The 13,788-nt window shown below is 57.0% G+C and carries 14 protein-coding genes; 7 read left to right on the top strand and 7 right to left on the bottom strand.

Features of this window, described 5'->3' with window-relative positions; translation table 11 throughout:
- Positions 1-117: 117 nt before the first annotated feature.
- The 7 genes from ccoG to rph all read right to left on the bottom strand — a co-directional run bounded on the left by ccoG (position 118) and on the right by rph (position 7,779).
- Positions 118-1,566, bottom strand: a complete 1,449-nt coding sequence (ccoG, locus tag WJM78_RS01560) for a cytochrome c oxidase accessory protein CcoG (protein WP_287146403.1) — start codon at positions 1,564-1,566, stop codon at positions 118-120.
- A gap of 203 nt (positions 1,567-1,769) precedes the next feature.
- A complete protein-coding gene (locus tag WJM78_RS01555; RefSeq protein WP_275931008.1) occupies positions 1,770-2,033 on the bottom strand; it encodes a YihD family protein in 264 nt (87 codons plus the stop codon).
- Between the two features lie 31 nt (positions 2,034-2,064).
- Positions 2,065-3,219 carry a GGDEF domain-containing protein gene (locus tag WJM78_RS01550; protein ID WP_339012950.1) on the bottom strand — a complete coding sequence of 385 codons (1,155 nt, stop codon included), beginning with the start codon at positions 3,217-3,219 and terminating at the stop codon, positions 2,065-2,067.
- A gap of 84 nt (positions 3,220-3,303) precedes the next feature.
- A complete protein-coding gene (cueR, locus tag WJM78_RS01545; RefSeq protein WP_042035872.1) occupies positions 3,304-3,693 on the bottom strand; it encodes a Cu(I)-responsive transcriptional regulator in 390 nt (129 codons plus the stop codon).
- 10 nt (positions 3,694-3,703) lie between these two features.
- Positions 3,704-6,136 carry a heavy metal translocating P-type ATPase gene (locus tag WJM78_RS01540; RefSeq protein ID WP_339012946.1) on the bottom strand — a complete coding sequence of 811 codons (2,433 nt, stop codon included), beginning with the start codon at positions 6,134-6,136 and terminating at the stop codon, positions 3,704-3,706.
- A gap of 191 nt (positions 6,137-6,327) precedes the next feature.
- Positions 6,328-6,981, bottom strand: coding sequence for an orotate phosphoribosyltransferase (pyrE, locus tag WJM78_RS01535; RefSeq protein ID WP_339012944.1), 654 nt, complete (start codon positions 6,979-6,981; stop codon positions 6,328-6,330).
- An 81-nt stretch (positions 6,982-7,062) separates the two neighbouring features.
- Positions 7,063-7,779: a ribonuclease PH gene (rph, locus tag WJM78_RS01530; RefSeq protein ID WP_021138508.1), complete on the bottom strand. Its 717-nt coding sequence runs from the start codon at positions 7,777-7,779 to the stop codon at positions 7,063-7,065.
- A gap of 277 nt (positions 7,780-8,056) precedes the next feature.
- On the opposite strand from rph, the gene WJM78_RS01525 reads away from it, so the two are divergent.
- The 7 genes from WJM78_RS01525 to WJM78_RS01500 all read left to right on the top strand — a co-directional run bounded on the left by WJM78_RS01525 (position 8,057) and on the right by WJM78_RS01500 (position 13,710).
- Positions 8,057-8,920 carry a YicC/YloC family endoribonuclease gene (locus WJM78_RS01525; RefSeq protein WP_108535479.1) on the top strand — a complete coding sequence of 288 codons (864 nt, stop codon included), beginning with the start codon at positions 8,057-8,059 and terminating at the stop codon, positions 8,918-8,920.
- 183 nt (positions 8,921-9,103) lie between these two features.
- Entirely contained in the window at positions 9,104-10,399 is a 1,296-nt protein-coding gene (locus WJM78_RS01520) for a site-specific integrase (RefSeq protein WP_339012941.1), read from the top strand.
- A 58-nt stretch (positions 10,400-10,457) separates the two neighbouring features.
- Positions 10,458-11,099, top strand: coding sequence for a hypothetical protein (locus WJM78_RS01515; protein WP_339012939.1), 642 nt, complete (start codon positions 10,458-10,460; stop codon positions 11,097-11,099).
- Positions 11,100-11,209: 110 nt separating this feature from the next.
- A complete protein-coding gene (locus WJM78_RS01510; protein WP_098981424.1) occupies positions 11,210-11,425 on the top strand; it encodes a helix-turn-helix transcriptional regulator in 216 nt (71 codons plus the stop codon).
- Between the two features lie 11 nt (positions 11,426-11,436).
- Entirely contained in the window at positions 11,437-11,652 is a 216-nt protein-coding gene (locus WJM78_RS22755; RefSeq protein WP_422388427.1) for a helix-turn-helix transcriptional regulator, read from the top strand.
- A gap of 55 nt (positions 11,653-11,707) precedes the next feature.
- Entirely contained in the window at positions 11,708-12,400 is a 693-nt protein-coding gene (locus tag WJM78_RS01505; protein WP_242796945.1) for a YagK/YfjJ domain-containing protein, read from the top strand.
- Between the two features lie 80 nt (positions 12,401-12,480).
- Complete coding sequence (locus WJM78_RS01500) at positions 12,481-13,710, top strand: hypothetical protein (protein WP_339012935.1); 1,230 nt, start codon at positions 12,481-12,483, stop codon at positions 13,708-13,710.
- Positions 13,711-13,788: the final 78 nt, after the last annotated feature.

The raw sequence follows: 13,788 nt of genomic DNA, 5'->3' as shown, positions 1-13,788 counted from the left end.
AGTCTATCACTACTCGGTTCAATGGCGTTCAACCCAACCGGTTGCGCCACGCTTTCCCGTCATCACTGCGGTCACTGGGGGCCTGAATTGACCAGTCAGCCCTCGCCTTTCCCGGCATCACAGCCGGCTGATAAACTTGCTGGCCTGGCGCAGGGTGCCCTTGCTGTCGTCCGGCGCCGCGCCATCCCGCTTGAGCACAAACTGGATGTCCAGGGTCGGCTTCTTCAGGTTGAAGGGGTCGACGGCCACACTCACCGGCAAGGTGTAGATCTCGCCCGCCTTCAGGGTCACGTCGCGCGGACCAAACCACTGGTGCTCAGGTAACCCTTCCACATCCAGCTGATAGGTCTGGGCATGCAGGGTCTTGTTGAGGATCTTGAGGGTGTAGGTGTTCTCGATGAGCCCCTCACTGTTCTCGCGGAACAGCTGGTTGCGATCCCGCAGTATGTCGAGCCCCATCGGCATGATGGACATGGCATTGTAGACGAACACCCCCAGCATGATGACCATCACCAGGCCATAGCCAAGCAGCTTGGGCCGCGCCACATGGGTGCTGTTGTGGGCCAGCTTGTGCTCAGTGGTATAGCTGATCAGCCCCTTCGGATAACCCATGCGATCCATGGTCTGGTCACAGGCATCGACGCAGGCGCCGCAGTTGATGCACTCGTACTGCAGACCGTCGCGGATGTCGATGCCGGTCGGGCAGACCTGCACGCAGAGATCGCAGTCGATGCAATCCCCCAGCCCCAGCGCCTTGTGATCCACCTTGCGGGCACGGGCACCACGGCTCTCGCCACGCTTGGTGTCGTAGCCGACGATGAAGGTGTCCTTGTCGAACATGGCGGACTGGAAGCGGGCATAGGGGCACATGTGGATACACATGATGGCGCGCATCCAGCCTGCGTTGCCGTAGGTGCAGGCGGCAAAGAACAGCACCCAGAAGATGACCCAGCCACTCGCCTGCAGGGTGAGAACGTCAGGCACCAGCTGGAATGCATCCTGAAAATAGGCAACAAAGGTAAGACCGGTACCGAGGGAGAGCAGGATCCAGGCCAGATGCTTTGCGCCCTTGCGGGCCAGCTTCTCGCCACTCCAGGGAGCCGCATCCAGCCTGCGCCGTTTATTGGCCGCCCCTTCCAGCTTCTCTTCGAACCAGATGAACATGAAAGTCCACACCGTCTGCGGGCAGAGATAACCACACCAGACCCGGCCGAGGAAGGTAGTCACGAAGAAGAGCCCGAAGGCAGCGATCATGAAGAGCCAGGCCAGCAGGGTCAGATCCTGCGGCCAGATGGTTGCACCGAAGATATGGAACTGCTGATGATCGATATCGAACAGCACGGCCTGACGACCGTCATAACGCAACCAGGGCAAGGCGACGAAGATCACCACGAAGAACCAGCCCATGGCCTTGCGTACCCGCTGCCAGTAGCCGGGTTGCGCCCTCACATAGATGCTGTTGCCGGGATTGAACCTGTCGTCGCTGGCTTTGAAGGTATTGGGGTTATACGTCCCCGTTACATCGCCGGTGACATCCTTGATATCGATCTTGTCCTGGTCGGCCATTGCAACACTTAGCTCCACTCATTAATTGTTATGGAGCGGATTATATCTTAAACAACCTGCTAATTGTGTGGGTAAAATGTATCTAATGTTCGAGTGACGTCGCAATTTCAAGCAACAAAAAAGGCGTGTCGCCAGTTGACGAAACACCTTTTTGAGAGATTCTCTTGAAACCATCTTTTGGCGCTATTTGCACCGCGCCGGAATCACTTGATGCCACGGGCCTTGAGCAGAGCTTCCTTGAAATCGGGTACATGATCCTTGGCCAGGCCGGGGATCATCGCCTGCTTGTCGGACTCCCGCATCTTGAGGTGGTAGATCAGCATGTCGTCGGTCAGGTCGGGCAAGGCACCCTCATAGCGGGCTTCCGCCGCCAGTTTGGCAACGAATTGCACCAGGCTGAGGTCCTGTTCCTTGATCCAGGCAGGCTGCAACAACTCCAGCAGCTCTTCGATACGATGACATTGCATAGACAACCTCTTTAAATCTGTCATGTGAAACTCAGGCAACCTTACCCATCAAGGCTACTTCGATACGATCCCGCCCATTATGCTTGGCCTGATAGAGGGCCGCATCCGCTTTTTGGATCAACTGGGCGATAGAACTGCTCTGATCCGGCACCAGGGTCGCCACCCCGAAGCTGCAACTGACCCGGTTGGAGACCAGGGATTTCTGGTGAGGAATGCCCAGTTCCTTGAGCGCCACCCGCACGTTTTCGGCTATCTGCAGCGCCCCCTGCATGCTGGTACAAGGCAGCAGCAGAGCAAACTCCTCTCCGCCGTAACGAGCAGCGAGATCATCCTCGCGGCGCTGCACCTCGGCCAGCAATCCCGCCACTTGCTGCAGGCACTCATCACCCAGCTGATGACCATAGAGATCGTTGAATTGCTTAAAGTAATCCACATCCACCAGCACCAGTGACAGGGGGGTGCGTGCGCGATGACAGCGGCGCCAGGCCCGCTCCAGGCTGTCATCCAGATGGGCGCGATTGGCGATGCCGGTCAGACCATCCAGCCGGGAGGTGAGCTTGAGATGCTCTGAGACCGCCTTCAGCTCGGCCACCAGATCGGCGTTGGAAAAGCGATGATAGAGGGAGGCGACCTGATCCCGCCGCAGACGGCGCAGCAGCGTCGGCAAGAAGACAAACAGATAGCCCGCCAGCATGCAGGAGACGATCCGCTCCTGCTCGTTGCCGACCCCCAGCTCGAACAGCATGGCGAGCCCGAGTGGCAAGACGGCACCGTAGAGGGAACGGCGGCTGCCAAACAGCATGATGGCGCTGCCGGTGAGGAGCAGACTGGAGAGCATCATCATGGCAGCGCGATAGGTGTCGGGCAGCTTGTCCATGTAGAGCAGCACGCCGAGCGCCCAGATGATGGAGGTGATGGTGACCCCGATGAAAAGCTCGCGCTCCAGCACCGGCAAGGGGATCTGCGTCAGCCTGGGCTGACGCCAACGCAGGTGCCAGCCGCGACAAAACAACAACAGGCTGACCAGTCCCAACCAGCCGAACGCCTCGCCGGCGGGCAGGTAATCGTTGAACAACAGGCTCCAGCCGAGCGCCAGCAGACCCAGACAAGGCAGGCTGAATGAGGCGTGAGTATAGAGCTGGGCCATGATGGCCTGCTTCACCTGACGTGTCACACTCTGAGTCAACTGTGTACTCCCTGTACAAAAGCCGCACAGTCTACCACTCCCCCTTCCGGACCAACAATCAAACGTCTGTTATTAAGCGGTTAGTCAACCGCGCTCCAGCTCGTCCAGGATCGGGCACTCGGGACTTTCATCCCCGTGGCAGCAGCATACCAGCCCCTCGAGGGAAGCCAGCATGGCCTGCAAGCCGGCGATGCGAGCCCGCAGATCGACGATCTTCTCCTGCGCCAGTTTCTTCACCTGGGCACTGGTTCTGTGCTCGTCCCGGTAGAGCGCCAGCAGCTCCTGGCACTCCTCCAGATTGAAGCCGGTCTCCCGCGCTCGCTTGACGAAGCGCAGCTCCCGCAGTGCCCCCTCGGTGTAGCTGCGATAACCGTTATCGCTGCGCACCGGCGCCGAGATGAGACCGATACTCTCGTAGTAACGGATGGTCTTGGCGGTCAGTCCCGTCGCCTTGGCTACCTTGCTGATATTCATGGATGACTCCTTAGCGGTTCGATTCAGTGCTGACATGGTGACCGGCATGGGTGCCCGTCTTGGGCTGCCAGCGTTTCAGTAACAGGGAATTACTCAATACCGTGATGCTGCTCAGGGCCATGGCAGCCCCCGCCAGCTCGGGGCTGAGATACCCCAGTGCCGCCAGCGGAATGCCGATGATATTGAACACGAAGGCCCAGAACAGATTTTGCTGTATGGTGCGCCAGGTTGCTGCCGAGATGTCGATGGCATCGGCCACCAACCGCGGATCCGACCGCATGAGCGTGATGGAGGCCGTCTCCATCGCCACATCGGAACCGGAGCCCATGGCGATGCCGACATCCGCCGCGGCCAGCGCGGGGGCATCGTTCACCCCATCCCCCACCATGGCCACCAGCCCATGGGTTTGCGCCCGCAGCGCCTCGACTTTTTCAACCTTGCCTGCGGGCAGCACGGAGTCAAACGCCCCGTCCAGCCCCAGCTTGGCAGCGATATGGGCCACGGGGGCTGGCGCATCGCCGCTCACCAGCCAGCTGGCGATGCCACGCTGGCGCAGGGTAGCGATGGCTTGCGCACTCTCGGGGCGCAGGGTATCGGCCAGTGCCGCGATACCGGCCACCACGCCGTCGATGGCGACCCAGACCCGGGTCGCGCCGTCGGCGGGCTGTTCATCCTGCTGCGGTTGATCAATGCCGAGCTGAGCCAGCAGGGATCCATTGCCGATGGCGACCCTGTGGCCTGCCACCTGACCGACAATACCCGCACCGACCCGCACCTCCACCGCCTCCGGCTGGGGCAGCGCCACTTCTGTGCCGACGGCCTCGCGCATCGCCAGTGCCAGCGGATGCTCGCTCGCCTGCTGCAAGGCGGCAGCGAGCCGTAACTGCTCGTCACTGCCGCTCCAGTTCGCCAGCACCGGCCGCCCCTGAGTGAGCGTACCTGTCTTGTCGAAGATGAGCGCCTTGATGGCGTGAGCCTTCTGCAGGGTATCCACGTCTTTGATCAGGATGCCGTGACGGGCTGCCACCCCGGTACCAGTGACGATGGCTGCCGGCGTCGCCAGTCCCAGCGCGCAGGGACAGGCGATCACCAGTACGGCCACGGCGGCCTGCAGCGCCTGACCGAAATCGTTGCCGATGGCGTACCACACCAGCAGGGTGAACAGGGCGATCGCCATCACGACCGGTACAAACACGGCGGAGACCTTGTCCACCAGCTGTTGCAGCGGCGCCTTGCCCATCTGGGCACTCTCCACCAGCGCGATGATCTTGCTGAGGCTGGACTCCTCCCCCACAGTCGTGGCTTCAATCTCCAGCACCCCGGAGCAGTTGATGGCGCCGCCCAGCACCTTGTCGCCCGCACTGCGCGGCACCGGCAGGCTCTCGCCGGTGAGGATCGACTCGTCCAGCTCGCTGGCGCCGATCACTATCTTGCCATCCACCGGCACACGCTCGCCCACCAGCACCCGCAGCCGATCACCGCGCAGCACCTCGTCGATGGCCACGCTCTGCCAGCGCTCGCCACGCCAGACGGTGGCGGTTTCCGGCCGCAGCGCCATCAGTTCGCGAATGGCGGACTGGGTGCTGCGGCGGGCGCGGGCCTCCAGCAGTTTGCCCAACGAAATCAGGGTAATGATGATGGCGCTCGCCTCGAAATAGAGCTTGCCACTGGCGGCCATCCCCAGAGTCAGCAGCAGGTAGAGGCTGTAGAAGTAGGCGGCACTGGTGCCGGTCGCCACCAGCACATCCATGTTGGCGGAGCGGTTCTTGAGGGCAAGCCAGGCACCGCGATAGAAGCGGGCTCCAATCCAGAACTGCACCGGCGTGGCGAGCAGCAGCTCCAGCCAGGCGGGCAGATGCCAGGGGAGCACCCCCGCCATAGCGATCATGCCCACCAGCAGCGGCAGGGTCAGCAGGGCCGAAATCACAACCTGGATCAGCGCCTTGTGCGTGGCGGCCGCTTCCTGCTCTTCACGGGCCTGCAGCTGTTGGCGGCGCGCACTGGCCGAGCCCTGCACCAGCTGGGCACCAAAGCCGAGCGCCTCTATATGTTCGCGTAGCGAGGCCGGGGTCTGCATGCCGGGCACCAGCTCGATGCGGGCCTGCTCGATGGAAAAATTGACCTCGGCCGAAAGCACGCCGGTCAGCGCCGCCAGCATCTTGTTGAGACGTGCGGAGCAACCGGCGCAGGTCATGCCGCTGATCTGAAAGGAGAGGGTTTCGTGGCCGTAGCCGTAACCCTGCCCGGTGATGCTGTCGAGTACCGCGGGCAAGCTGGCCGGGTCACCCAGTTCGATGGCCACCTGCTCCAACGCGAAGTTGACGGTTGCCGTCACGCCGTCGAGCTTGTTGAGTGCTGTGCTGATGCGGCTGGCACAGTTGGCGCAGCTCATGCCACTGAGCGGCAGTTGCAGATGAATGGGGTGTTGAAGTGGGGTGCTCATGCTGTTCCTCCTCGGAACCAATCGGCCGAACTGGCTGCCGACCGCCAAACCCTAACCTTTACTGCAAGGGCAAGCTCAAGCCACGACTCGCACTTTTTAAACATGAAAAAACGGCGCCCGCCCCCTGCCGGATTACCCGGGCAAGAGGCGAGCGCCGATGCATGGCTTGTTAGCGCTAGAACAGCGGGCGATCAGATGCCGTACTGGGCGCGGTAAGCCTTCATGGCTTCCAGTTGCACCGCCAACTCCGGCTGCTCGGCCTGCTTCTCTTCCAGATAGGCAATCAGATCACTCATCTGGATGATGGCGATGATGTGGGCGCCGTAGTCACGCTCCACCTCCTGAATGGCGGAGAGCTCGCCCTTGCCCTTCTCCTGACGGTCCAGCGCGATCAGCACGCCAGCCAGCGAGGCGCCGTTGGCCTGGATCAGATCCATGGATTCGCGGATGGCGGTCCCGGCGGTGATGACGTCGTCCACCAGCATGATGCGACCCTTGAGCGGGCTGCCCACCAAATTGCCGCCTTCACCGTGATCCTTGGCCTCCTTGCGGTTGAAGCACCAGGGCACATCCACATCGTGTTGCTCCACCAGCTGCACGGCGGTGGCGGAGGCGATGGGGATCCCCTTGTAGGCCGGGCCAAACAGCACATCGAATTCGATGCCGGCATCCATCAGGGCGGCGGCATAGAAGCGGCCGAGGCGGGCCAGATCGCGGCCGCTGTTGAACAGACCGGCGTTGAAGAAGTAGGGGCTTTTACGACCGGATTTCAGGGTAAATTCACCGAATTTGAGGACCTGTTTCTCCAGGGCGAACTCGATAAATTGACGCTGGTAGGCTTTCATTCTGGCTCCTTGCTTGGCTTGTCGTTTACTGGTGTGGGGTATAAAAAAACGCGGTCAATGCCGCGTTTTTCAAAACAGAAATCAGGAGAGTGACTGCTTCTGCAGCGCAATGATCTCTTCAATGCCGCCCTTGGCGAGCCCCAGCATCGCCAGCAGCTCTTCATGGGTGAAGGGCTCGGCCTCTGCAGTGCCCTGCACCTCGATGATGCGACCATCTTCGGTCATCACCACGTTCATGTCGGTCTCGGCGGCGGAGTCTTCGATGTACTCCAGATCGCAGATGGCTTCGCCCTGATACATGCCGACAGAGACGGCGGCGATCATCTGCTTGAGCGGACTCTGCTTGAGCATGCCCTTCTCGACCATCCAGTTCAGCGCATCCACCAGCGCCACACAGGCACCGGTAATGGAGGCGGTGCGGGTGCCGCCATCGGCTTGCAACACGTCACAGTCAACTGTGATGGAGTGCTCACCCAGTGCGGTCAGGTCTACCGCCGCGCGCAGGGAGCGGGCGATCAGACGGGAGATCTCCAGGGTACGGCCGCTCTGCTTGCCGGAAGCCGCTTCGCGGTTCATCCGGGAGTGAGTGGAGCGCGGCAGCATGCCGTATTCGGCAGTGACCCAACCCTGACCCTTGCCTTTCAGAAAGCGGGGAACGCTGGTGTCGACGCTGGCGGTGCAGAGCACGCGAGTGTTACCGAACTCCACCAGCACTGAGCCTTCTGCATGTTTGGTGAAATTGCGGGTAATGGTAACCGGGCGAAGTTGCGCGGCACTGCGATCGCTGGGACGTGACATGGAACGGACCTCTGGGCTGGCTGAATTGGCGCAGGAGTATAAGTGATCCAGCCCCAAATATCAGCCGCTAAGACGCTGTTCCTGATCGGTCGTGAGTGGTGAGGAACCGAGCTGGAATCCACGTTTATCGCCCTCAATGAGGATTCAGGGCAGCACTGGGTCGGGCTCAACACAGTCCCACAAAAGCCGGAACAGGTTCTAAAGCCACAGCCATGGCTGACGGGACAAGTCTGGCTGAGTATACTGGCCGCACACTTCATCAAGCCCGGAACAATCAATGATTCACAGCATGACCGCCTACGCCCGCAAGGAATTCAAGGGCGACTGGGGCACAGCCGTTTGGGAAATTCGTTCGGTCAACCAGCGCTATCTGGAAACCTATATCCGTCTGCCGGAGCAACTGCGCAGCCTGGAGCCGGTGCTGCGTGAGCGTTTCCGTGCCAAGCTGCAACGCGGCAAGGTGGAGTGCAACCTGCGTTTCGAAGCCGCTCAGGCGGCCGCCAGCCAGCTGCACATCAATGAAGAGCTGGCCAAGCTCATCATCGACAGCGCCAACTGGGTAATGAAAGAAGCGGGCCAGGGCCAGCTCAACCCGGTCGACGTGCTGCGCTGGCCGGGTGTCATGGCCGCCGCCGAACAAGACATGGACGCTGTCGCCACCGAGCTGCTTGGCGGGTTTGACCAGACCATGGAAGATTTCCTTGCCTCCCGCGCCAGCGAAGGGGCCAACCTCAAGAACTTGATCCAGCAGCGTCTGGATGGCATCCAGGTGGAAGTGAAGAAGGTGCGCATACACCTGCCGCAGATCATCGAATGGCAGCGCCAGAAACTCACCGATCGCCTGACCGAGGCCAAGGTGGAGCTGGATCCGGCCCGTATCGAGCAGGAAATCGTGCTGCTGGCCCAGAAGATCGACGTGGCCGAAGAGCTGGATCGTCTGGAGATGCACATCAGCGAGACCATTAAAATCATGAAGAAGGGTGGCGCCTGTGGCCGTCGTCTCGACTTCATGATGCAGGAGTTCAACCGCGAGTCGAACACCCTCGGCTCCAAATCCATCAATGCCGAGGTGACCCAGTCCGCCGTCGAGTTGAAGGTGCTCATCGAGCAGATGCGCGAGCAAATTCAGAACATAGAATGACGTTTTTTAGCGTTTCACGCTGTTTTACATGACTCCCAAACCCCTGATTTTCAGGGGTTTGTTGTTTTTTGGTGATTTGAGATGTCCGCCACTGTTCTGATAAAGTGGTATCACGCTTGGTATCACGACACGACGTGATACCACCTTTTTCAGTACGTGATACCACTAGCCAAAGGACCCCGTATGAGAGCCAGTGAACTCGCCAAGAAGATCAAAGAGCAGGATGCTGAAGACGAAAAGGAGGGCAAGCTAGGTGCCACCAATAACATCAATGTGGGTGATGGCCTGTATCTTCGGAGACTACCCAGCGGTACCCGCAAATGGGTACTCCGTTATACCAATATCGCCAAGAAACGGGTCTGGTTCACGATAGGGTCATATCCTCACCTGTCTCTCGCTCAAGCTCGCGGTGAAGCCGCCCGACTCAACGCAGATGTGGAAAATGGCAAAGACCCATCAGCAGAGCGCAAACGGGATCAGCAAGAGACCGTCAAAACCGTCGAACAGCTGTTTCTCGACTGGTATCAGCATGATGTCAGCCGACGACTGAAGAACCCGCAGATCCCCCAGCGTATCTACCGGAAAGAGATTGCCCCACACATTGGCAAGCTGGCCTTGAAAGAGGTTAATGCCCGCGATATCCGCGCCATCATCCACAAGGTGGCCAACTCTGGGCGCAACGCCACCGCGAACGATGCCCTGATGGTCTGCAAGCAGTTGTTCAAACACGCTCTCAAGCTCAACTTGATTGACTACAGCCCAGCACAGGCTTTCACCATGTCGGATGCTGGTGGGCAGGAGAAAAGTCGGGAACGGATCTTGAGTCTGGATGAGCTGGAGATGTTGTTCCGGGTACTGCGCAAACACCGCGACCAGTTCGTGCGCGAAAACTATCTGGCAATAGCCCTGCTGGTTCATCTTGGGGTGCGTAAAAACGAACTGATTGCGGCGATGTGGGATGAGATCGATTTTGACGGGCGAGTATGGCGACTCCCGGCAGAACGCAGCAAAACCGATGTGGCGATTACCATACCGCTTAGTGCCACCAGCCTGGAGTGGTTCAGCGAACTGAAGGTGCGCGCCTGCGGCTCTCCCTATGTCTTTCCATCACGGCGAGCCAGCAAACGGCGAGGATATATCTCCAGTGACACCCTGAACCATGCCATAGCCAAACTGTTTGGCCAGAAGGTCGACAGCAAGAAACAACTGACAGCCAATCTGCTTGGTGAAGCAGGCCTGGAACACTTCACCGTGCATGACATGCGCCGTACCTGTCGCAGCTTGCTGGCATCGTTAGGGGTGCCAAGCCACATTGCCGAACGCTGCCTTAACCACAAACTCAAGGGTGTTGAAGGAATCTACAACCGTCACGACTACCTGAACGAGCGCAGAGAGGCATTTGAAAAATTAGCCTGCATTCTGACCCCTATCATCAACGACATGCCGAACGTCATTCCACTCACCAAGCAATATGCATGATAAGGCCCATCCATTGAGCATACCTACAACATCACCAGACTTCATCGACACACTTCCCATGAACAAAACACTGAGGGAAGTCATGGAGAAGCATCCCGAACTAGCAGACAAGTTGTTGCCAATCAAAACTGCGCTTGAGTGGCTCGAAGGAGCCAACCATCAACTTGAACAGCAATGGGGGAACAAGGATTTTTCCCAGCTGGGCTCGTTAATAATGCGTGATGCATCGGGATTGCAAGGTGATAACCAATTACAGGGAGAGGACCCTTACTTGAATCTGAACCAGGATCTCGTTCGGGCCTTTTCCGCCCTCAATCTCAGACGGCTTTCACGACATATCAATACCCTGATAGCTCGGGATACACAGCTTGCAGCGACGATCCCTCGTAAGCACCTTCAGGAGAAAACGACACGCAGAGCCAAAAAGGAAGGTCGGATAGGGGGAGAGGTCAAAGCAGAAAAATACAAACCCTTGCATGAAGAAATCAAAAGGCTTTTCTTTTTAGAGAAGTCCATAAATCCAGGGAAAACGCTGAAATTTTACGCGTCTCAGATTGAGCAGAAGGTCGAGCTGTTTATCAAACAAGATCCGGAACCATACAAAAAAATTGGCTCAGAATCAGATGGTATCCGCGATTACCACAGCTACATTGCTAGAAAATTAAGTAGTCTTAACAGTACCGATGTGTGCAAAAAATAACCACCCGAACTTAAGGTACCCCCCTACCTGCATTTCATAACACCTACGAGCAACTCAAAATCCCTCCGAACAAGCCCAAACAGCTTATAAGTTTTAACCGGAGGGATTTCATGTATTCAGAGACTAACCGCCAGCAAATCCTTGCGCTCTATGGCCACCCCCAAGACCGTTTGGTACGGGAAAATGAGCGTAAATCCATCACGACCGTCTCCCGAACTCACGCCTGGGTATTGGAACAAAAGGGGGAGTTTCCCAAACGCAAAAAGCTGGGTGCAAGTTGTGCCTGGTTGCTCTCGGACCTGTTGGTCTGGATCCACTCACGCTGAGAGAGCTACAAATGGTCAACAACATCCTGGACTATCTGAAACCACCAGCACCGAAACCAACCTCGATCATCAAAATGAAAGAGCTATGCACCTTATTAGGATGCTCTCGAATGACCATCTATCGCTGGATGGAGCACCACAAACTGCCTGCGCCAATCAGGCATAAGAACAGGCGCCTGATTGGTTGGGACAGGAAATCAATAAATATCATGTTAAAGCGTAATTAACGCTCTGCGATGGAGGCCTTGAGCCTCCTCTATTGGGCCCTAGGTGTGACAACCTGTGACATTTATTACGCTTTTTACCCTGATTTTTTCCGACACAAAATTGCACCAAAGCCACGGGCCAACTGGGCTGCCAGCAATGAGCCATCCCTTACAGCACCAGGATATTAATAATATGGCTGTTATTGAGAATAGTTCTCGAGAATACCTGACGCCAAACTTTGAGTATGGTGGCTATTACTGGCCAGTGATCAGCAGATACCAGATCCGTAAAGACATCATGCACGGCATATTTAAGCTACTCGGCCAGTTCTACGAAAAATCCAGCAAGCTAATCGCGATCAGGTTGGAGCTAAAGATGAAGCAATGGAGCCAGGATAATCAACATGTAGGCCATTTCTTCAAACAGCTAAAACGCAAGTTATTCAAGCATTACGGACACTGTTATCACGGGTATATCTGGGTGAGAGAACAGAACCATGCAACTGCCCAGCACTACCACACCGCATTGTTGGTGGACGGACACAAAGTCAGACACTCCAACACTATCAAACAACTCGCAAAGTGCATTTGGCAACACGGCTATTTGAGCCTCCCCAAATGCCCTTTCTACAGAGTTCATCGCAGCCAGATACAGCGATTCCAAGCGCTGATCTACCGCTTGAGCTATTTGGCAAAAGCAGAAACAAAAGGAGATAGGCCACCAGCAGTCAAGGATTACCAGATCAGCCGCTGCATAAGGGGGCAGTAAGTGACGCAATCGTAATTGCCACGACACCAGCGACACATAACTGATGGTTGCATTCAAATTGAATAATGAAGGAGATACATATGGCAAAGCATAATTGGGAAGAACACAAAAAACGTTATGTAGAGGAGTACCCAGAACTCACGTTGGCCGCCTATGCAGCCCTGTTTGGGTTAAACCCCTCTACGACTCGCCGGGCCATGCGTGGCGTCAAAAGCGCAACTACTAAAGGCAAAATGGCGCCGCAACCCAAGAGTCAGCAAAAAAGTGATCATTCTACTGCGAATGATCACTTACCAAGTGATCGCCCCGTCGAAGAGTCCTGTACATCGCTCGCCACAAAAAAAGAATCAAAAACAATAAAATCAAGAAGATATAATAAAAAATCACTCCAGAACGAAGGGGGGCATATACACAAGAGCAATCACCGGCTTACAACACCCCCCTTAGTCGGAAATACAGAAAATGATCACCCTAGACTCCTCCACGGCATAAGTGGGTCAATGACCCCCGATATGGAAAACTTGACGGCCCAAAGCCATATCGCCATCTATGCGTCACTCCTGAATCTGGATCATGATCTGCTGAAGGCGGCAATCGAACTAGCCGGGGATGACGAAGAGCTGGTTCTGCCCTGTGCGCGCTACCTTCAGCTATACAGCTGTAAGGAGAGCGCCATTAAGCAGGTGAAATCCGACTACGCCAAAGGAGAGATGTGGTACTACCCCGGCACCATGACGCCCATGACGCAAGAGATGGCACTCATGCAGGCAAAAACAGCACCAGCCCAACGATTGGCCGAACTGGAACGGTTAATTGGGGTTCGTAAGACGGCCCTGTGGCGACAGCGGCAGGTCGAATGTGAACAACATTCATTAACAATGAAAGAGCGGACTGACTGCACGACCCAAATACTATTGGAACGGAAAAAGAACAGCTGGGGTGCCTTGGAGACTGCGCAGAAACTAGAGCTGAAAGGGCTGGATCTCCCCTACTCGCTCAGGATGGAAGTCGCCAGAGAGGTTAGCTTCATCGAACCGGTCACTGATACCGATGGCGGAATATCTGAGGCCGAACTTGAAGCACAGGCTCAAGCCTACATGGCAGATCAGAAAGAGGTTATGGGGAACTGGCTACCCCAGCGCCAAGCAGAAGTTGCCAAGGCGCTGGCCAATGAGATTGCACATCAAAGCAGTGAGCTGTTCGATGAAGATGACTTCAATCCACAGCATGATAATGAGTTGTCAGCCAGTGGGTCTGATGACGAAGGAGAAGGAGAGCCTTTCACCGAGGTTACTGAGGCTTGGGCCTGATGAGGTGTATCAAAAGCAATCCGGTATTGTTAAACCACGCTACTGTAGAATAAAAAGAAGACGCTGGTGGCCAACAGT

The sequence above is a fragment of the Aeromonas popoffii genome (assembly GCF_037818705.1).
GTDB lineage: Bacteria > Pseudomonadota > Gammaproteobacteria > Enterobacterales > Aeromonadaceae > Aeromonas > Aeromonas popoffii.
This window is presented reverse-complemented; position numbering and strand designations above follow the sequence as displayed.